This window comes from Pseudoduganella dura, assembly GCF_009727155.1.
Taxonomy (GTDB): domain Bacteria; phylum Pseudomonadota; class Gammaproteobacteria; order Burkholderiales; family Burkholderiaceae_D; genus Rugamonas; species Rugamonas dura.
Window position 1 is genome coordinate 2,182,596 of sequence record NZ_WNWM01000002.1, and the last position, 19,821, is coordinate 2,202,416.

The window sequence follows — 19,821 nt, forward strand, 5'->3', positions numbered from 1 at the left end:
GGGTCAGATCGGACGGGTATGGTCTTTGTCGACCGCGCGCCGCTGCGGTGCCAGCAGCAGCATCGTGATCAGCGGCCACAGCAGCGCCGACACGAAGCTTTCGACGAAATAGAACCAGCCGGGGAACTTGCCCGATACCAGGAAGCGCACCAGCAACTGCACGGCCTGCGCCAGCAGCAGCAGCGGCAGCACGTGCATCGCCTGTACACTGATGCGGAACCACAGCACGCGCCGGTGCATCATGATCGCGCAATAGGACAGCAGGGTGTAGGCCAGCGCGTTCTCGCCCAGCAGCGTGGCATCGTGCACGTCCATCAGCAGGCCGAGGCAGAACGCGGTGCCGATGCCGACCCGGCGCGGCTGGTGCACGCCCCAGAACACCAGCACCAGCGCCACGAAATCCGGCGCGGCAATGAACTGGCCCCATGGCATCAGGTTGAGCAGGAATGCCGCGATCAGGCTGATCGCGATGAAGATCGGGCTGACGGGCAGCAGGATGTACTGCGGACGGTTCATCGGGTTTCCCTCGCTGCGGCCGGGATATTGGAGCCGGCGGCGGCCGGCGCGGTTGTTCGCGGCGGGTTGGCGGCCGGCGCGGCGGCGGGCGGCGTGGACGGTGCCGGCGCGGCCGTGCGCGCCGGCGCCTGTGCGGCGGCTGGAGTAGTAGTCGGAGCAGCGGCCAGGGGCTGCGGCGGGGCTGCCGGGCGCAGGCCGGGCACCGTGGCCGGGGCCGGCAATGCCGGCGCATTCGCCGGCGCCACGGCCGCTGCCGCCGCCGTCGGCGCCGGCACCGCGGCGGTATCGGCCGCCTTTTTCTTCTTCACGGGCTTGGACGTATCTTCTTCCACCGGCCGCGGCGGAATTTCCGGCGGCGACATCAGGACCAGCAGTTGCGTATTGCGCTCGATGCCAGCCAGCGGCTGGCACACCACGCGCCCGAACATGCCGTTCGCGCTGTTTTCCACCTGCGTGACGCGCGCCACCGCCAGTCCGGCCGGGTAGACGCCATCGATACCGGAAGTGATCAGGATGTCGCCGACGACCACGTCGGCGTTCGGTGCCATGAAGCGCAGGTCGAGGTTGCCCGACTGGCCGCGGCCGTAAGCCACGCTGCGCAGGCCGTTGCGGAGCACCTGCACGGGAATCGCCTGCTCCTTGTCGGTCAGCAGCGTGACTTCGGAGGTGAACGGAAACACGCGCGTGACCTGGCCGACCACGCCCTGGTTGTCGATCACCGGCAGCCCGGCCGTCACGCCTTGTTGCGTGCCGCGGTTCAGGATCACCTTGCGGGTGAAGACATCGCGCGCGTCGTACAGGATCTCGGCCAGCATCGTCTTGCCCGGCACTTTTTCCTGCGCTTCGAGCAGCTTGCGCAGCTGCGCGTTCTCGGCCTGCGCGAGCTGCGCCTGCTGCAGCGTCTGCGCCATGGCGATCTGCTGGGTCTTGAGTTCGCGCACCTGTTTTTCCAGCCCGGACAGCGTGGAGAAATAGGTGCCCACGCCCGCCAGCGCATCGCGCGGCAGCATGGCCACCACCTGCAGCGGGTACAGCACGGTGCCGACGACCTGGCGCACCACGGTCAGCGCGCCCACGCGTGAGTCGAACAGCAGCAACGCGATCGAAATGCACGCGCAAATCATCATCTTGGCGCGCGCTGACGCCCCTTGCTTGAAGAGTGGCGGCGGACTGTATTCCATAAATCCTGAAAGGACGTGAGCGGCCGCGGTGAGCCCAATATGGGCGGCGCGGCCGCTCGGGTATTGCTAACGCCTGGCAGCGGTCACCCGCGAGAGTCGACCGGTCCCACGTTCGTGGCAGCGATCACTCGTATGAGAAGATCGATCCCAGCTGGTCCATGCGCTCGAGCGCCATGCCGGAACCGCGCACCACGCAGGTCAGCGGGTCTTCGGCCACCAGCACCGGCAGCCCGGTCTCTTCCATCAGCAGGCGATCCAGGTCGCGCAGCAGCGCGCCGCCGCCGGTGAGCATCATGCCTTTCTCGGCGATGTCCGCGCCCAGTTCCGGCGGTGTCTGCTCCAGCGCGTTCTTCACCGCCGACACGATATTGTTCAGCGGATCTGTCAGCGCTTCCAGGATCTCGTTCGACGAGATCGTGAACGAACGGGGAATGCCTTCGGACAGGTTGCGGCCCTTGACTTCCATTTCCTTCACTTCGGAGCCGGGGAACGCGGAGCCGATCGCCTTCTTGATCGCCTCGGCCGTCTGTTCGCCGATCAGCATGCCGTAGTTGCGGCGGATGTAGTTGACGATCGCCTCGTCGAACTTGTCGCCGCCCACGCGTACCGAACCCTTGTAGACCATGCCGCCCAGCGAGATGATACCCACCTCGGTGGTGCCGCCGCCGATGTCGACGACCATCGAGCCGGTGGCATCGGAGACCGGCAGGCCGGCGCCGATCGCGGCGGCCATCGGCTCTTCGATCAGGTAGACCTGCGAAGCGCCGGCGCCCAGCGCCGATTCGCGGATCGCGCGGCGTTCCACTTGGGTGGAACCGCACGGTACGCAGATGATGATGCGCGGGGAGGGACGGAAGAACTTCGAGTCGTGCACCATGCGGATGAACTGCTTGAGCATCTGCTCGGTCACGGTGAAGTCGGCGATCACGCCATCCTTCATCGGGCGGATCGCCTCGATGTTGCCGGGCACCTTGCCCAGCATCTGCTTGGCTTCCTTGCCTACCGCCTGGATCGTTTTCTTGCCATTCGGGCCGCCTTCCTGGCGGATCGCAACCACCGAGGGTTCATCGAGCACGATGCCGGAACCGCGGACGTAAATAAGGGTATTTGCCGTGCCGAGGTCAATGGCCAGATCGGACGAGATGTACCTGCGTAAAAAACCAAACATGAGTATCCTGTAGCGCTGCCCGCGCGTGGGCGATTGTCGAATTGTCCTGTGCTGCTTGTCCTGTGCTGCATACCTGCGATATGGAGCATAGATACGGAGCGTAATGCGGTGCCCTGGGAGCGGGGTCCTGCCGGACGCGGCGGCCACCGGGATGCCGGCAACGCATCAACCCGGCATTCTACCTTATAATTCACGGGCTATTTGCCCTCAATCCACTCAAATGTGCGGACCCCGAAGCCGGTGTTTATGCAGGTTTGCCGGGGTTTTAGGGCCGAAATGGCCGATCTTACAAAAGTCTTATCGAAACCCCCAGTATTTATATCTCGCGCTCCGCGCGCCCCGAAAATGGCCCTGACACCCACCGACGTAAACCGTATTGCCAAGCTGGCACAACTGGAATTGGACGAGCAGCATTCCGCGGCGATGCTGGACAAGCTCAATGGCATCTTCGCGCTGGCCGAGCAGATGCGGGCCGTGGATACCGAAGGCGTGCCCCCGCTGGCGCACCCGCTGGCCGCGCACATGCAGGTTGCCCTGCGCCTGCGCGAAGACGTGCCCACCGAACCGAACCGCCGCGACGAATACCAGCAGGTGGCGCCGAAGACCGAGGACGGCCTGTACCTGGTGCCGAAGGTGATCGACTAATTCATTCATCCCGCCGCAGCCTGGCGGGACCGCAGAAAAAACCATGATCCATACCAAGACCCTCAAAGAACTGTCCGCGCTGCTGCAGTCGAAAGAGATTTCCGCCACCGAGCTGGCGACGCATTACCTCGACCGTATCGAGGCCAGCGACCTGAACGCCTTCCTGCACGTCGACCGCCAGCTCACGCTGGCCCAGGCCGCGGACGCGGATGCCCGCATCGCCGCCGGCAACGCCCATGCGCTGACCGGGGTGCCGGTCGCGCACAAGGATATCTTCGTCACGCGCGGCTGGCGCTCGACCGCCGGCTCGAAAATGCTGGTTGATTACGTAAGCCCGTTCGATGCCACCGTGGTCGAGAAACTGCATGCCACGGGCATGGTACACCTGGGCAAACTCAATTGCGACGAGTTCGCGATGGGTTCGTCGAACGAGAATTCGGCCTTCGGCGCCGTGAAGAATCCATGGGACACCAGCGCGGTGCCGGGCGGCTCGTCCGGCGGTTCGGCCGCCGCCATCGCCGCGCGCCTGGCGCCGGCCGTGACCGGCACCGACACGGGCGGCTCGATCCGCCAGCCCGCCTCGTTCTGCGGCATCACCGGCATCAAGCCCACCTACGGCCGCGTGTCGCGCTTCGGCATGATCGCGTTCGCCTCGTCGCTGGACCAGGGCGGCCCGATGGCGCAGACCGCCGAGGACTGCGCGCTGCTGCTGTCGGCCATGGCCGGCTACGACGAGCGCGACTCCACCAGCCTGACGCCGGAACAGGGCGGCGTGCACGAGGATTTCTCGCGCAACCTGAACGAACCGCTCGATGGACTGCGCATCGGCGTGCCGAAGGAGTATTTCGGCGAAGGCCTGTCGGCGGACGTGGAATCGGCCGTGCGCGCCGCGCTGGACCAGTTCGTGAAGCTGGGCGCCACGCTGGTCGACATCTCGCTGCCGAACACCGCGCTGTCGATCCCCGCCTACTACATGATCGCGCCGGCCGAGGCATCGTCGAACCTGTCGCGCTTCGACGGCGTGCGCTACGGCTTCCGCGCCGAGGGCTACAAGGACCTGCAGGACATGTACCGGAAAACGCGCGCGCAGGGCTTCGGCCCCGAAGTACAGCGCCGCATCATGGTGGGCACCTACGTGCTGTGCCATGGCTATTACGATGCCTACTACGTCAAGGCGCAGAAGATCCGCCGCCTGATCGCCGACGATTTCGCGAAAGTGCTGAGCGGCCCGGATGCCGTGTGCGACGTGATCATGGGCCCGGTGGCCCCGACCGTGGCCTGGGACCTGGGCTCGAAGGCGGACGACCCGGTGGCGAACTACCTGGCCGACATCTTCACGCTGTCGACCAGCCTGGCCGGCCTGCCCGGCATGTCGATCCCGGCCGGCTTCGGCCAGGGCGACAAGAACGCCAGCCGCCCGGTGGGCCTGCAGATCATCGGCAATTACTTCGCCGAGGCGAAGCTGCTCAACATCGCCCACCAGTTCCAGCAGGCGACCGACTGGCACACGCGCGCTCCGGCCGGTGTCTGACCGCATCCAAGAGATCACAAGGAAACTAGTTATGGAATGGGAAGTCGTCATCGGTCTCGAGAACCACGTGCAGCTCACGACCGATTCGAAAATCTTCAGCGGCTCGCCGACGGCGTTCGGCGCCGCGCCGAACACGCAGGCCAGCCCGGTGGACCTGGCGCTGCCGGGCGTGCTGCCGGTGATGAACAAGCAGGCCGTGGACCGGGCGATCCGCCTCGGCCTGGCCGTGGGCGCGAAAATCGCGCCGCAATCGATCTTCGCGCGCAAGAACTATTTTTATCCCGACCTGCCGAAGGGTTACCAGATCAGCCAGATGGACGACCCGGTCGTGCAGGGCGGCTCGCTGACGTTCGGCTTTGAAAAGGACGGCAAGTTCGTCACCAAGACCGTGAACCTGACGCGCGCCCACCTTGAAGAGGACGCCGGCAAGTCGCTGCACGAGGATTACCACGGCATGTCCGGCATCGACCTGAACCGCGCCGGCACGCCGCTGCTGGAGATCGTGTCCGAACCGGAGATCCGCTCGGCGCAGGAAGCGGTGGCGTATGCGAAGGCGCTGCACGGCCTGGTGATGTGGCTGGGCGTTTGCGACGGCAACATGCAGGAAGGCTCGTTCCGCTGCGACGTCAACGTTTCCGTGCGGCCGAAAGGACAAACGGAATTCGGCACGCGCTGCGAGATCAAGAACCTGAACTCTTTCCGTTTCATCGAGGAAGCCGTGAACGTGGAAGTGCGCCGCCAGATCGAACTGATCGAGGATGGCGGCAAGGTGGTGCAGGCCACGCGCCTGTACGACCCGGATCGCAAGGAAACACGCGAGATGCGCAGCAAGGAAGACGCGCAGGATTACCGCTACTTCCCCGACCCGGACCTGCCGCCGCTGGCGATCTCCGAGGAATGGATCGAGCGCGTGAAGGCATCGATGCCGGAACTGCCGGCCGTGATGCGCGAGCGCTTCGTGAACGAGTACAAGCTGCCGGAATACGATTCGCTGGTGCTCACGTCGTCCAAGGCGATGGCCACGTACTTCGAAGCCGTGGTGGCGGCAGCGGGCCGGGAGAACGCCAAGGCGGCCGCCAACTGGCTGATGGGCGACGTGTCGTCCACGCTGAACCGCAACGATGTCGATATCGCGGATGCCCCGGTGAAACCGGCGCAACTGGCCGGCATGCTCAAGCGCATCGCCGACGGCACGATCTCGAACAAGGCGGCCAAGGAAGTCTTCCAGGCATTGTGGGAAGCGAACTCGGACGACGCGAGCCTGGTCGATGCCATCATCAAGGACAAGGACCTGGGACAGGTCTCGGATACCGGCGCGCTGGAAGCCATCGTCGACGAAGTGCTCGCGAACAACGCCAAGTCGGTCGAGCAATATCGCGCCGGCAAGGAAGCGGCGATCAACGCGCTGATCGGCCAGGCGATGAAGGCATCCAAGGGCAAGGCCAATCCAGCCCAACTGACCGAGCTGCTGAAGGCCAAGCTGGCGGGTTGAGCGGTACGCCAGACCCTGCAAAAAAGGCGCCGCGGCGCCTTTTTTGCTATCGTCACGCCATGAGAATCCTCGTCACCGCGCTGCTGGCCGTTGCCACCCTGCCCGCCTTCGCCGGACAGCCGGCCGGCATTCATTTCACCCACAACGACTGGGAAGTCGCCTGCGACAACACGCGCACCTGCCGCGCCGCCGGTTACCAGGCCGACGATGCATCCACGCCGGCCATTTCCGTATTGCTGGAGCGTGAGGCGGGCCCGGCCCGGCCCGTGACGGCAACGCTGAAGATCGGCACCTATGATGAAACGGCGCCGCTGCCGAAGGCCGGCACGGTGGCGATGCAGGTGAACGGCCGCGCGCTGGGCCCGGTAAAGATCGACCGCGAAGCGATGACGGGCGTGCTGACGGCCGCGCAGACGCAGGCGCTGCTGGCGGCGGTATCCGGCACCGGCACCGTGCAATGGACCGATGGCAGCCACGCGTGGACGCTGTCCGGCAAGGGTGCCGCCGCCGTGCTGCTGAAGATGGACGAGTTCCAGGGCCGCCTCGGCACCACGGGCGCCTTGATGCGCAAGGGGAACAAGGCCGAAGACGCCGTGCCGGTGTCGCTGCCGATGCCTGAAGTGTCGCCGGCATCGGCCGGTTCCACCGAGGTGGCCCTGCCGCCGGCGGCGCGCGCGGCGCTGCTGCGCGAACTGCGCGGCACGCTCAAGGCCGACGAATGCAACGCGTTCGCGCCGGAGCAGCTGGCGGTGCTGCGCCTGAACACCGGCAAGCTGCTGGTGCAGGCGCCCTGCTGGACCGGCGCCTACAACGAAGGCACCGGCTACTGGGTCGCCGACAAGGCGGCGCCGTTCAATCCCGTGCTGGTGACGACGGGCGGCAGCGACTATGCGGCCGGCACGATCTCGTCGTCGCAGAAAGGCCGCGGCCTTGGCGACTGCTGGGCCACCAGGGAATGGGTATGGGACGGCCGCCGCTTCGCGCTGACGCAGGCGGCCACCACCGGCATGTGCCGGCTCGTGGCGGCAGGCGGCGCATGGCACCTGCCCACCTTCGTGGCGCGGGTCACGCGCGGGGCGCGCTGAACGCCCCTGCAACACTCACGGCGCCACGCGCCCTTCGATCGAATCGTCGAGCGTCTTGCCGATCGCGGCCCCCACCATGATCTTCAGGCCGGCAACCAGGTTGCCGTGCTTGTTGTCCCAGTAGTACCCGTCGATGGGCACCACGCGGATCAGCGTGATGCGCGGGTCGCCCAGCCCTTCCGTGAACCACGTGGCCAGTTCCGGGCTCCACAGCTCCCGGATCCGTTCGGGATCGCGCGAGATCGTGGCGATGCCGTCCAGGTAAAGGAATCCGGCGTGCTTGGACGCCTGGAAATACAGGCGCACTTTCGGGTCCGCCGCGATCTCGGCATTCTTGTGGCTGTCGGCGGCGCTCATGAACCACAGGTTGCCCAGCTCGTCGGCATCGAGCACCGACATCGGCCGCGCATCGGTGCCGCTGCTGACAAGAAAACAGCTTTCCGCGTCGTCCACGATATGCCTGATGCGCTTGACCGCTTCCTGCCCGGCCAGGTCCTGGTGATTGTGTTCCGGCTGATTGCGATTGATGGAATCCATGGCATCCTCCTGTAGGAATCTTCGATGCTAACGGCATTTACCGGATCGGTATGTGGTCTTTTTAACCATCCATCGACGTCGCACTCAGGTACCAGGCGAACGGCTCTCCAGCGTACCGGCGATCCACGCGGCGATCCCCGCGAAGATGTCATTGCGGTTCAGCTCGTTGAAATTCTCGTGGCGGTTGCCCGGCTCGACACGGCAGGTCAGCAGGTGTTGCGGCACGCCGCGGAGCAGCCGCACGGCAGCGTTCGTATCGGCCAGTCGATCCTGCCCCGCCAGCACGACATATAGCGGGTGCCGCCATCCCGCCAGCGACAGGCCGCGCTGCGCCTGTTGAAGCGCGTGCCCGAAGCGCACGGTGATCTCGCTGGCGCGGATGCCGTCCGCCTCGTCGCGGTGGTGGCGCGCGGTGATCGCCGGATCGTGCGTCAGCACGTCGGTCAGCGGCGCCAGCGGCACCTTCATCGTGGGCGCCAGCTTCGCCAGCACGCCGGACAGCTTTTGCAGCGTGGCCGGCACGGCAACCGCGTTCACGTAATACGGCGATGAAAAGATGAAGCCGGCGACGCCATCGCCGCCCGCCAGCCCGAACTTCGTGGCGATCAGGCCGCCCATCGAGTGGGCGATGATGAACACGGGAATGCCGGGGTAGCGTGCCCGCACCCAGTCGAGGAACAGGCCGGTTTCTTCGACGAAGATGCCGAAATCGGGAATGTCCGCGCGCCGGGCGGCGCCATGGCCGCACAGGTCGATGGCAACCGTGGCGATGCCGCGTTCGCGGAAGTACAGCGCCGGCGCGACCCAGTCGCCCCCATGGGCCATGCCGCCATGCAGCGCCAGCAGGATGGCGACAGGCCCGGCCGAAGGCGCGGCCGGCTCCCAGACATGCACGATGCGCCGTGCGCCGGCACGGCCGGGGCACGAATCGAGCCTGTCTTCGGCGAAGCGCATCAGCCCGTGATGCTGAGCGTTATCCCCATGTCGACGAGCAGGGTCAGGTCCGCGATCGAGAAATCGAGCGCATCCTCCGGCCCCACGTGCGTCATCGCGATGTGCAGTTCCGCGGCCAGCGGCGGCACGTCGAACGTGATGTTGCGCGCTTCGCATTCGTGCAGCCAGGCACGCAGCTGGCGCAGCAGCGTGACGGGATCCTCGTCCTGGCCCAGGTCCACGTAGAAGCCGGCATCGATGCGCACGCGGCCATCGGGCCGCACGTCGCCCTTCTTCCAGCTGTATTCCGGCTCGCTGGGCAGGCCGTCGCGCGCGTCGGCAACGGCGGCCTCGTCTCCATAAACCTTCAGGGATGCTTTGTTCATCGCGGGCTCCTTGTCGTTGTTAACCCTATTTAAACATAAGGTGCCGTCGAGGTGGACGGTACGTGCATCGGGCGCCCGGTGGGCGGCACGTGCCGCGGGAACGGCGCGGCGGCGGTCAGGCGATGCCGTACCGGTCTCGGTAGGCCGCCACCGCGTCCTTCGATTGCGCCAGTGCGGGATCGGTGGACAGGTAGCCGAACAGGTCGGCCAGGTTGCCGATCGAGATGACGGGAATGCCATAGTTCTGGCTGACTTCCTGTACCGCGGAAAGCGCCGACAGCTGGCCATCCTTGCCGCCCCGCTCCATCCGGTCCAGCGCGATCAGCACGGCGCATGGCTCGGCGCCGGCATTGCGGATCATTTCCACCGATTCGCGCACCGAGGTGCCGGCCGAAATCACGTCGTCGACGATCACCACCTTGCCCTGCAGCTTCGCGCCCACCAGCGTGCCACCCTCGCCGTGGTCTTTCGCTTCCTTGCGGTTATACGCGAACGACGTATTGCGGCCCTTCGCGGCCAGCGCCATCGCCGTGGCCGAGGCCAGCGTGATGCCCTTGTAGGCGGGGCCGAACAGCATGTCGAAATCCACGCCGGAATCGAGCAGCGTCTGCGCATAGAAGTCGGCCACTTTCGCCAGCGTGGCACCGTCGTGGAACAGGCCCGCGTTGAAGAAATACGGCGACTGGCGCCCCGCCTTGGTGGTGAACTGGCCGAATTTCAGCACTCCCGCCGAGACGGAAAACGCGATAAACTGTTGCCTCAAATTATTCATATGCTGGTCCTGTTCTCAAAAGTGCCCGTATTTTAATCCATGCCAAAGATCATTTCCGCCAACCTCAATGGCATCCGCTCCGCCGCCAAGAAGGGCTTTTTCGACTGGATGGGCACGCAGTCCGCCGATTTCATCTGCGTGCAGGAGCTCAAGTGCCAGGCCAGCGACATGACGGATGCGTTCCGCAATCCGCACGGCTACCATGGCCATTTCCATTATGCCGAGAAGAAGGGCTACTCGGGCACCGGCGTCTACAGCAAGATTGAACCGGATGCCGTGAAGATCGGCTTCGGCAGCCCCGAGTTCGATGCCGAGGGCCGCTACGTGCGCTGCGATTTCGGCGACCTGACGATCATTTCCGTATATTGCCCGTCCGGCTCCTCATCGCCCGAACGCCAGCTGGCCAAGTTCCGCTTCATGGAACTGTTCCTGCCCCACCTGATGGAATTGCGCGCGGAAGGCCGCGAAGTCGTCATCTGCGGCGACTGGAACATCGCCCACAAGGAAATCGACCTGAAGAACTGGAAGGGCAATCGGAAAAATTCCGGCTTCCTGCCGGAGGAACGGGCATGGCTGACCCGCATCTTCGACGAATGCGGCTACGTGGATGTGCACCGCGGCATCGATCCGCGCCCGGAACAGTACACGTGGTGGAGCAACCGCGGCCAGGCCTACGCCAAGAACGTGGGCTGGCGCATCGATTACCACGTGGCCACCCCCGGCATCGCCAAGTGTGCGCAGGAAGTGTCGGTCTACAAGGATGTGAAGTTTTCCGATCACGCGCCGCTGATCATCCAGTACGTGCGCTGAATTTCATTAAAGGCTGCGGCGGCTTTCGAAGTAGCGCCATTCCCCGCTTAAAGGATCGGGGAAGCCGATCGCCCTTGCCAGCAGTTTCAGCGGCGACGACACGTCGTCCTGCTTGCACGGCAGCGCCACCGGATAGAACGCATCGTTGACGATCGGGATGCCCAGCGCCGCCAGGTGCACGCGCAGCTGGTGCTGCCGGCCCGTGTGCGGCCATAGCCGGTACAGCACGTGCTCGCCGCGCCGCTCGATCACGTCGAGCATGGTTTCCGAATTCGGCTCGCCCGCCTCTTCCTTCATCGTGAAGAATTTGTCGCCCTGTACCATCCGGCTGCGGTAGCTGAACGGAAACTCGCGGCCCGGCAGCGGGCCGGCCAGCGCTTCGTATTCCTTCTGCACGAGGCGTTGCTGGAACAGCGACTGGTAGGCGCCGCGGCTGTCCAGGTTGCAGGAAAAGACGACGATGCCGGCCGTTTCGCGGTCGAGCCGGTGGATCGGCGCCAGTTCCTCGATGCCGAGTCTTGCGCGCAGCCGCACCAGCAGCGTTTCCTTCAGAAAGCGGCCGGTGGGAATCGTGGGCAGGAAATGCGGCTTGTCGGCGACGATGATGTGCTCGTCCTGGTACAGCACTTCTTCGGCGAACGGGATCGGCGTTTCGACATCGAGCTCGCGGTAGTAAAAGATGCGCAGGTTGCGCTTGTAGGGCGAAGCCGGCGCCAGCACCCTGCCCTGCGCGTCGACCACGTCGCCGCGCGCCATCCGCTCGCGCCACTGCGCCTCGGTCACGGCCGGGTAATTCGCCACCATGAAAGTGATCAGGTCGGGCCAGTCGCCCTCGGGCAGCCACAGGTAGCTGGGCGTGACGCCGTCGCGCATCGGCAACGGCGCCTTGCCGTGTAACTTGACGGTGGAAGACATGCAGGCAGGGCGATGGCGCGTTACGACTTGGGCAGCGGCGTGGTGCGGTAGGCCGGCAGCTTCGCCACCGTGGTGCCGCGCGTGCGCGCATACACCGGCAGCACCAGCGGCATGCTCTTGTTCATTTCGCCGATGCGGGTATCGCCGCTCGGGTGGGTGGACAGGAATTCGATCGGCGCGCGCGCATTCACGGCGCCCATCTTCTGCCACAGCGCGATGCCGGCACGGGGATCGAAGCCGGCGCGGGCCGCCAGGTCGATGCCGACCAGGTCGGCCTCGGTTTCCTCGCCGCGCGAGAATTTTAGCACGGCCGCCTGCGCCGCCATGCGGCCGCCGAAGTCGGTCAGGTTCGGATCGATGCCGAACAGCGCCGACGCGGCAATGCCGCCCACCTTGCCCGCGATCGCCGCCAGCTGCGATTCGCCCTGCCGCTTGCGGGCATGCTCGCGCAGCGCGTGGGCGATCTCGTGCCCCATCACCATCGCCACTTCATCGTCCGTCATGTTCAGCTTGCGCAGGATGCCGGTGAAGAAGGCAATGCGGCCACCGGGCATGCAGAACGCATTGACCTGGTCGGAATTGAGCAGGTTGACTTCCCACTTCCATTCGGCCGCCTCGGCATTCCAGCGGCCCACGTGCGGGATGATGCGCTTCGCGATCCCCCGCAGGCGCTGCAGCTGCGGATCGTTGTCGGGAACCAGCGCGTTCTTCTGGTCGGCTTCCTTCAACAGCGCGTCGTACTGCAGTTTCGACTGCTGGTTGACGGCCTGCTCATCGGACAGCACGCGCAGCCGCGACAGGCGCGTGACGGGAATCCCGTCCGCCGCGGGGGACGCGGTGGCGGGTTGCTGGGCCGGCGCCACCTGCATGGTGGCGGCCAGGGCGATCAGGGCAAGGCTGTGTTTCAGTCGTTTCATGATGGATATCCGTGCAACCGTGACATTTTGACAAATTTTGTGGTCATTCGCCACACGATATCACATGGCACATCATGGCCGGACTTCGCCACCGCGCTTGCGCAGCCGGAACACGGCCAGTTCGCCGCGCAGGTTCGGCAGGAAATCGACGATCCGCCCCTCGGCCAGCGCCACGTACTCCAGCACTTCGACCCCCACCTCGGCGGCCAGCGCGCGAAAATCCTCGATCGTCGCGCAGCGCACGTTCGGCGTGTCGTACCACTGGTACGGCAGCGTCTTCGACACCGGCATCCGGCCTTTCAGCAGCGCCACGCGGTGCGGCCAGTAGGCGAAGTTCGGGAACGACACGATGGCCTCGTTGCCGACGCGGACGATGTCGCGCAGCAGCGCCTCCACGTGCTGCATCATCTGCAGCGCGGACAGGCACAGCACAGTGTCGAACGAGTTGTCGCCGAACAGCGCCAGCCCGCCTTTCTCGAAATCCTGCTGTACCACGCGCACGCCGCGCTGGGTGCTTTCCAGCACCTTGTCGTCCGCCAGTTCCAGGCCGTAACCGGTGCAGCCCTTGTCGGTCTGCAGGTAATCCATCATGAAGCCGTCGCCGCAGCCCACGTCCAGCACGTGGGTGCCGGGCCGGATCCAGTGGGCGATGAACGCGAGGTCGGGCCGCGTGGTTTTCAGGTCGTCGAACGTCATGCCGTGCCTCCTTTCGGCTGGTTGGCGATCTGGCCGCGGATCTGTTCGAAATAGGCGCGCACCATGCTCAGGTATCGTGGATCCTCCAGCAGGAAGGCGTCGTGGCCGTGCGGCGCATCGATCTCCGCATAGGTCACTTCGCGGCGGTTGGCCAGCAGCGCCTGCACGATCTCGCGCGAGCGCTCCGGCGAGAAACGCCAGTCGGTCGTGAACGACGCGAGGAAGAATTTCGCCGTCGTCTTCGCCAGCGTGCGCGTCAGGTCGCCATCGTGCAGGCGCGCCGGGTCGAAGTAATCGAGCGCCTTGGTGATCAGCAGGTACGTGTTCGCGTCGAAGTACGTGGCGAACTTGTCGCCCTGGTAGCGCAGGTACGATTCGATCTCGAAGTCGATACCGAAGCCGAACTTGTAGCCTGCAGTCTCGGCCCCGCCCTTTTCCGCCATCGAACGCAGCTTGCGGCCGAATTTCTCGGCCATGTCGTCGTCGGACAGGTAGGTGATGTGGCCGACCATGCGGGCCACTTTCAGGCCGTTCTTCGGCACCACGCCGTGTTCGTAGAAGTCGCCGCCATGGTAATCCGGGTCGGACAGGATGGCCTGGCGCGCCACGTCGTTGAACGCGATGTTCTGTGCCGACAGCTTCGGCGTGGACGCGATGACCACGCAGTGGCGCAACCGGTCCGGGTACATGATGCTCCAGGCGAGCGCCTGCATGCCGCCCAGCGAGCCGCCCATCACGGCGGCGAACTGGCTGATGCCGAGGCGGTCGGCCAGGCGGGCCTGCGCGGCGACCCAGTCTTCCACCGTCACCACGGGAAACATGGCGCCGTAAGGCTTGCCGGTGGCGGGATTGGTGTGCATCGGGCCGGTGGAGCCGAAGCACGAGCCGAGGTTGTTGATGCCGATGACGAAGAACTTGTTGGTATCGACCGGCTTGTTGGGACCGACCATGTTGTCCCACCAGCCCACGTTCTTCGGGTCGTCGGCATACCAGCCGGCCACGTGGTGCGATGCGTTCAGCGCATGGCAGATCAGCACCGCGTTCGACTTGTCGGCATTGAGGGTGCCGTAGGTTTCATACATCAGCATGTAGTCGCGCAGCGACGCACCGCTTTGCAGGGGCAGGGGTTCCGCGAACGCCATGGTTTGCGGGGAAACGATTCCTATTGAGGACATGTTCTTGGATTTTTGGATTGTCTACTGCGGCGGCCCCGCGGGCCAGTGATGGTGGCGGGGCCCGAATGAGGGCACCCGCTGCAGGTACAGCTAATTACAGCGTTGGCTTTTACAGCATCAGCCGTTACATCGTCTGAAGCGACACGACGGCATCCGCGATGACGTCCGGGTCCATGGAACGAAGTATCTTGCGTGTTTGCGGCACGACCAGGCCCATGTCGGTGTTCAGGATTTCCTGTTTCACCGACAGCAGCTGCGCCGGATGCATCGAGAAATCGCGCAGGCCCATGCCGAGCAGCAGGCGCGTCAACTTGACGTCGCCCGCCATCTCGCCGCACACGGCAACATCGATACCGGCCTTGTGGCCGGCGGCTATGGTCATCGAAATCAGTTGCAGCACGGCGGGATGCAGGGGATTGTAAAGGTGCGCCACTTCATAATCAACCCGGTCGATCGCCAGCGTGTACTGGATCAGGTCGTTGGTGCCGATCGACAGGAACTTCATCTTCCGCACGAACATGGGCAACGCCAGCGCGGCGGCGGGGATTTCGATCATCGCGCCCACGTCGACGTTGGCGTCATACTTGATGTTCGCTTCGCGCAGTTCCGACTTGGCCAGTTCGATCATGGCCAGCGACTGGTCGATTTCGTGCGCGTGCGCCAGCATCGGGATCAGGATGCGCAGTTTGCCGAACGCGGAAGCGCGCAGGATCGCGCGCAGCTGCGTCAGGAAAATCTGCGGCTCCGACAGGCAGTAACGGATCGCGCGCAGGCCCAGCGCGGGATTGAGCGCCGTGTGTTCGGTGGTGTCGAGCGGCTTGTCCGCACCGATATCGAGCGTGCGGATCGTGACCGGCTTGCCCTTCATCGCCATGACGGCGCGGCGGTACTGTTCGAACTGCTCGTCCTCGGACGGCATGTCGCTGGCGCGGCCCATGAACAGGAACTCGGAGCGGAACAGCCCCACGCCGCCGGCGCCGGCTTCCAGCGCGGGGCCGCAGTCGTCCGGCAACTCGATGTTGGCCAGCAGCGTGATCGGCGTGCCGTCCTTCGTCACGGCCGGCGTTTTCTTCAGCTTGGAAAGCTTCTTGCGGGCGCGCTGCGCGGCCAGTTGCCGCTCGCGGTACTGTTCCAGCACCAGCGCGCTGGGACTGACGATGACCACGCCGGCATCGCCGTCGATGATCACCCAGTCGTCCTGCTCGATCAGGTTGGAAGCCTGCGACACGCCGACCGCCGCGGGGATATCGAGGCTGCGGGCCACGATCGCCGTGTGCGAGTTCTGGCCGCCCACGTCGGTGACGAAGCCGATGAACGAGCGGTCGCGGAACTTGAGCATGTCCGCCGGCGAGATGTCGTGCGCCACCACCACCATCTGCGCCATGAATTCGTCATCGTCCGGCTCCACCGGCGCCGGCAGCGGTTCGCTGCCCATCAGCACCTTCAGCACGCGCTCGGCGACCTGCTGGATATCGACCTTGCGCTCGCGAAGGTAGGGATCCTCGATCTCGTCGAACTGCGCAGACAGTTCCTCGATCTGCGTGACCAGGGCCCATTCTGCGTTGTAGTGGCGGCCGCGGATGATGTCCAGCGGCGCCTCGGAGATCATCGGATCGGAGAGGATCAGCGCGTGCACGTCGATGAACGCGCCCAGTTCGGTCGGCGCATCCTTCGGCAGCTCGTTCCACAACGTCTGCAGCTCGCGGTGCACGGTGGCCAGCGCCGTCTGCAGGCGCACCACCTCGGCTTCTACGTGTTCTTCCGCGATCAGGTAATGCTTGACGTCCAGTGCGGCGGGCGCGAGGATCTGCGCGCGGCCGATGGCAATGCCGCGCGAAACCGGTATGCCATGCAGTGTGAACGATGCCATCGGTGCTCCCCGGTCAAACGGCATTTACTCGCCTTCGCCGAACTTGTCGTTGACCAGTCCGGCCAGCGCCGTGATGCACTCCTGTTCGTCGGCCCCATCCGCTTCCAGGGTGACCTTGGCGCCCTTGCCGGCAGCGAGCATCATCACGCCCATGATCGACTTCGCGTTGATGCGCCGGCCGTTGCGGGTCAGCCAGACATCGCTCTTGAACCTGGCGGCCAGTTGGGTGAACTTGGCGGAAGCACGCGCATGCAAACCGAGCTTGTTGATAATTTCGAGTTCTTGCTGAATCATGTTTTTATCGTTTTAGTACTTACGTTGTCATGTCCCGAAGCGCCGCCGCGCGCCTTCCGTCGCCACTTATGATCCTATCGGCGCCTGATGGCATTTCTTTAATTGACCCTGATCCGGTTATCCACCCGCACCGCCCCGCTCTGCGCACCGGCCAGCGCCATTTCCACCACCACGTCCAGCGTATCCATGCGATAGGTGATCGCCCGCAGCAGCATCGGCAGGCTGATGCCGGCAATGACTTCGACGTGGCCCGCATCGGCCAGCTTGTTGCAGCAGTTGGCTGGCGTACCGCCCTTCACATCGGTGATGACCAGCACGCCGGAACCATCGTCCAGCCGCTTGATCGCCGCCGCGGCCAGCGCCTGGACATCGCCCAGGTCCTGGTCCGCCACCACGTCGATCGCTTCCAGGTGCTCCACGCTGGAACGGAACACGTGGGCCACCGCCGCCAGGAATGCTTCCCCCAGCGGCGCATGCGTCATGAGCAAAATGCCAACCATGCCGGTCCCCGTCAAACCGCTTGTTCGAGAGCGTCGATGAACATGGCGGCAACCTGGAAACCTGTCTGCTCCGTGATCTCCTGGAAACAGGTCGGACTGGTGACGTTGACCTCGGTCAGGTAGTCGCCGATCACGTCCAATCCTACCAGCAATAAGCCGCGTTCCGCCAATACCGGACCGATGGCTTCGGCGATTTCGCGATCGCGTTCGGTGAGCGGCTGGGCCACGCCGATGCCGCCGGCGGCCAGGTTGCCGCGCACTTCGGTGCCCTGCGGAATGCGTGCCAGCGAAAACGGCACCGGTTTGCCGCCGATGACGAGGATGCGCTTGTCGCCCTTGACGATGTCGGGAATGTAGCGCTGCGCCATGATCGTGCGGCGGCCGTTGTCGGAGAGTGTCTCGATGATCGCGCCGAGGTTCAGGGCATCGGCCTTGACCCTGAAGATGCCGGTGCCGCCCATGCCGTCCAGCGGCTTGAAGATCACGTCGCCATGTTCGGCATGGAAAGCGCGCAGGCGCGTTTCATCGGAGGTGACGATCGTCGGCGACGTGAATTGCGAGAACTGCGCGATCGACAGCTTTTCGTTGTGGTCGCGGATCGCCTGCGGGCTGTTGAACACCTTGGTGCCCTGCTTTTCCGCCAGCTGGAGCAGATACGTGCCGTACACGTATTCCATGTCGAACGGCGGGTCCTTGCGTTCGAGGATCGCGTCGAACGTGGACAACGCCACGTCTTCCGACGGCGCCGCCTCGTACCAGTCGTCCTGCCCGCCGCCCGTCATCGTGATGCGGGATACCCAGGCGCGGACGACGCCGTTCTCCAGCGCCATGTGGCGCTGCTGGAACGCGTACACCTCGTGGCCGCGCTTGGCGGCCTCGGCCATCATGGCGTACGTGGAGTCCTTGTAGATCTTGAAGTTCGCCAACGGGTCGGCAAGAAAAGCGATTTTCATGGGCGCATCCATTCGAAGTAATGGCTGATTTTAGCCGAGTTTCCCGGCAGGCACCGGGCCCGGCCCAGGCCACCCCGGCTCAGTACACTTCCGGGTTCGGATCGGTGCGTTCCATTTCCAGCGACGCCGCCAGCAGCGCCAGCCGGGCCACCACGCCATACACGTAGAAGCGGTTCGGCGCGGCGGTGCCGGGCTTGGCCTTCAGGTCGGGCACGGCGTGCTGCTGCGCGAACGCCAGCGGCACGAATTCCGAGCCGGGCGCGTTCAGGTTCTGGTCCACGCCCCGCTCGCCGTGCACGCGGTAGAAGCCGCCGACCACGTAGCGGTCGATCATGTAGACGACGGGCTCGGCCACGGCATCCTTGATGCTTTCGAACGTGGGCACGCCTTCCTGGATGTTCAGGTCGCTGACGACCTGGCCATCCTTCACCACCGACATCTTCTCGCGCTGCGCCGGCGACAAATCCTTCAGCTCGGCGGCATCGCGGATGCTGATGATGCCCTTGCCATAGGTTCCCGCATCCGGCTTGATGATGACGAACGGCTTTTCCTTGATGCCGTATTCCTTGTATTTCTTGCGGATCTTGGCCAGCACGGCATCGACATTGCCGGCCAGGCAATCCTGGCCTTCGCCGGTTTGCAGGTCGACCTCGCCGCAGCGGGCGTGGAACGGGTTCACCATCCAGGGATCGACCCCGATCAGCTTGCCGAACTTCTTCGCCACCTCATCGTAGGCGGTGAAATGGTTGTGCTTGCGGCGCAGGGCCCAGCCCGCGTGCAGCGGCGGCAGCAGGCTTTGCTCGTGGATGTTTTGCAGGATGTCCGGCATGCCGGCCGACAGGTCGTTGTTCAACAGGATCGTGCAGGGATCGAAATCCTTCAGGCCCACGCGACGCCCGTTGGCCGAACGCTCGAGCGGCTCGACGACCAGCATGTTGCCATCGGGCAGCGCCAGCGGCGTCGGCTGCGTGATCTCGGGGTTCAGCGTGCCCAGGCGCACGTGCAGCCCGGTCTGGCGGAAGATCTGCGCCAAGCGCGCGATGTTTTCCAGGTAGGTGGGATGACGGTTGTAGCTTTCCGGAATCACCAGCAGGTTGCGCGCATCCGGGCAGTACTTGTCGATCGCGGCCATCGCGGCCTGCACCGACAGCGGCAGCATTTCGCTGGCCAGGTAGTGGAAACCGCCGGGGAACAGGTTGGTGTCCACCGGGGCCAGCTTGTAGCCGGCATTGCGCAGATCGACGGAGCAGTAGAACGGTGGCGTGTGTTCCTGCCATTCCAGCCGGAACCAGCGCTCGATGGCGGGGGTGGCGGCGAGGATTTTTTCTTCGAGATCGAGCAGCGGTCCGGTCAGGGCCGTGACGAGGTGGGGAACCATGCTTACATCCTTGTAGTGATTGGGACTGCGCGTCGTCGGGGAAGCGGTCGATGGACTGAACCGGCGG

General features: G+C 64.9%; 21 protein-coding genes. 5 read left to right on the top strand and 16 right to left on the bottom strand.

What is annotated here, in order from left to right; all coding sequences use genetic code 11:
* Positions 1–3: 3 nt before the first annotated feature.
* The 3 genes from mreD to GJV26_RS09625 form a co-directional block, all read right to left on the bottom strand.
* Complete coding sequence (gene mreD, locus GJV26_RS09615) at positions 4–516, bottom strand: rod shape-determining protein MreD (protein ID WP_155708632.1); 513 nt, start codon at positions 514–516, stop codon at positions 4–6.
* Positions 513–1,643 (bottom strand): rod shape-determining protein MreC, encoded by a 1,131-nt coding sequence (mreC, locus tag GJV26_RS09620; protein WP_371866452.1) that lies wholly within the window; start codon positions 1,641–1,643, stop codon positions 513–515. Before mreC ends, mreD begins: the two co-directional genes overlap by 4 nt.
* A gap of 178 nt (positions 1,644–1,821) precedes the next feature.
* Positions 1,822–2,865 (bottom strand): rod shape-determining protein, encoded by a 1,044-nt coding sequence (locus tag GJV26_RS09625; protein WP_050409489.1) that lies wholly within the window; start codon positions 2,863–2,865, stop codon positions 1,822–1,824.
* Between the two features lie 345 nt (positions 2,866–3,210).
* Here GJV26_RS09625 and gatC point away from each other — a divergent pair, with 345 nt between their 5' ends.
* Genes gatC through GJV26_RS09645 form a run of 4 tightly spaced genes read left to right on the top strand, consistent with a single transcriptional unit; the run spans position 3,211 to position 7,618 of the window.
* A complete protein-coding gene (gatC, locus tag GJV26_RS09630) occupies positions 3,211–3,510 on the top strand; it encodes an Asp-tRNA(Asn)/Glu-tRNA(Gln) amidotransferase subunit GatC (RefSeq protein ID WP_155708634.1) in 300 nt (99 codons plus the stop codon).
* A gap of 46 nt (positions 3,511–3,556) precedes the next feature.
* The gene (gene gatA / locus GJV26_RS09635) at positions 3,557–5,041 is read left to right on the top strand and encodes an Asp-tRNA(Asn)/Glu-tRNA(Gln) amidotransferase subunit GatA (RefSeq protein ID WP_189442320.1); all 1,485 of its coding nucleotides are present in this window, start codon (positions 3,557–3,559) and stop codon (positions 5,039–5,041) included.
* 31 nt (positions 5,042–5,072) lie between these two features.
* The gene (gatB, locus tag GJV26_RS09640; protein WP_155708636.1) at positions 5,073–6,533 is read left to right on the top strand and encodes an Asp-tRNA(Asn)/Glu-tRNA(Gln) amidotransferase subunit GatB; all 1,461 of its coding nucleotides are present in this window, start codon (positions 5,073–5,075) and stop codon (positions 6,531–6,533) included.
* Between the two features lie 59 nt (positions 6,534–6,592).
* A complete protein-coding gene (locus GJV26_RS09645; RefSeq protein WP_155708637.1) occupies positions 6,593–7,618 on the top strand; it encodes a DUF1176 domain-containing protein in 1,026 nt (341 codons plus the stop codon).
* A gap of 15 nt (positions 7,619–7,633) precedes the next feature.
* Here GJV26_RS09645 and GJV26_RS09650 read toward each other — a convergent pair whose 3' ends face one another.
* From GJV26_RS09650 to pyrE, 4 genes are all read right to left on the bottom strand, one after another.
* A complete protein-coding gene (locus GJV26_RS09650) occupies positions 7,634–8,155 on the bottom strand; it encodes a pyridoxamine 5'-phosphate oxidase family protein (protein WP_155708638.1) in 522 nt (173 codons plus the stop codon).
* A gap of 84 nt (positions 8,156–8,239) precedes the next feature.
* On the bottom strand, positions 8,240–9,109 hold the full coding sequence (locus tag GJV26_RS09655; RefSeq protein ID WP_155708639.1) for an alpha/beta fold hydrolase: 870 nt from the start codon (positions 9,107–9,109) through the stop codon (positions 8,240–8,242).
* Complete coding sequence (locus GJV26_RS09660; RefSeq protein WP_155708640.1) at positions 9,109–9,474, bottom strand: hypothetical protein; 366 nt, start codon at positions 9,472–9,474, stop codon at positions 9,109–9,111. Before GJV26_RS09660 ends, GJV26_RS09655 begins: the two co-directional genes overlap by 1 nt.
* A gap of 115 nt (positions 9,475–9,589) precedes the next feature.
* Positions 9,590–10,246: an orotate phosphoribosyltransferase gene (gene pyrE, locus GJV26_RS09665; protein WP_155708641.1), complete on the bottom strand. Its 657-nt coding sequence runs from the start codon at positions 10,244–10,246 to the stop codon at positions 9,590–9,592.
* A 39-nt stretch (positions 10,247–10,285) separates the two neighbouring features.
* Between pyrE and GJV26_RS09670 the strand changes: the two genes are divergently transcribed.
* A complete protein-coding gene (locus GJV26_RS09670; protein ID WP_155708642.1) occupies positions 10,286–11,056 on the top strand; it encodes an exodeoxyribonuclease III in 771 nt (256 codons plus the stop codon).
* A 6-nt stretch (positions 11,057–11,062) separates the two neighbouring features.
* On the opposite strand, the gene GJV26_RS09675 is transcribed toward GJV26_RS09670, so the two are convergent.
* The 9 genes from GJV26_RS09675 to gshA form a co-directional block, all read right to left on the bottom strand.
* The gene (locus GJV26_RS09675) at positions 11,063–11,971 is read right to left on the bottom strand and encodes a pseudouridine synthase (RefSeq protein WP_229419240.1); all 909 of its coding nucleotides are present in this window, start codon (positions 11,969–11,971) and stop codon (positions 11,063–11,065) included.
* Positions 11,972–11,991: 20 nt separating this feature from the next.
* The gene (locus GJV26_RS09680; protein WP_155708643.1) at positions 11,992–12,888 is read right to left on the bottom strand and encodes a M48 family metallopeptidase; all 897 of its coding nucleotides are present in this window, start codon (positions 12,886–12,888) and stop codon (positions 11,992–11,994) included.
* A gap of 72 nt (positions 12,889–12,960) precedes the next feature.
* A complete protein-coding gene (metW, locus tag GJV26_RS09685; protein ID WP_155708644.1) occupies positions 12,961–13,584 on the bottom strand; it encodes a methionine biosynthesis protein MetW in 624 nt (207 codons plus the stop codon).
* On the bottom strand, positions 13,581–14,759 hold the full coding sequence (metX, locus tag GJV26_RS09690; RefSeq protein ID WP_155708645.1) for a homoserine O-succinyltransferase MetX: 1,179 nt from the start codon (positions 14,757–14,759) through the stop codon (positions 13,581–13,583). The genes metW and metX overlap by 4 nt, the downstream gene beginning before the upstream one ends.
* Positions 14,760–14,883: 124 nt before the next feature.
* Positions 14,884–16,629 carry a phosphoenolpyruvate--protein phosphotransferase gene (gene ptsP, locus GJV26_RS09695; RefSeq protein ID WP_155708646.1) on the bottom strand — a complete coding sequence of 582 codons (1,746 nt, stop codon included), beginning with the start codon at positions 16,627–16,629 and terminating at the stop codon, positions 14,884–14,886.
* A 24-nt stretch (positions 16,630–16,653) separates the two neighbouring features.
* Positions 16,654–16,923, bottom strand: a complete 270-nt coding sequence (locus tag GJV26_RS09700; RefSeq protein ID WP_130186241.1) for an HPr family phosphocarrier protein — start codon at positions 16,921–16,923, stop codon at positions 16,654–16,656.
* Between the two features lie 98 nt (positions 16,924–17,021).
* Positions 17,022–17,423 carry a PTS sugar transporter subunit IIA gene (locus GJV26_RS09705; RefSeq protein WP_155708647.1) on the bottom strand — a complete coding sequence of 134 codons (402 nt, stop codon included), beginning with the start codon at positions 17,421–17,423 and terminating at the stop codon, positions 17,022–17,024.
* An 11-nt stretch (positions 17,424–17,434) separates the two neighbouring features.
* Complete coding sequence (gshB, locus tag GJV26_RS09710; RefSeq protein ID WP_155708648.1) at positions 17,435–18,376, bottom strand: glutathione synthase; 942 nt, start codon at positions 18,374–18,376, stop codon at positions 17,435–17,437.
* A gap of 79 nt (positions 18,377–18,455) precedes the next feature.
* The gene (gene gshA / locus GJV26_RS09715) at positions 18,456–19,754 is read right to left on the bottom strand and encodes a glutamate--cysteine ligase (RefSeq protein WP_155708649.1); all 1,299 of its coding nucleotides are present in this window, start codon (positions 19,752–19,754) and stop codon (positions 18,456–18,458) included.
* Positions 19,755–19,821 lie beyond the last annotated feature (67 nt).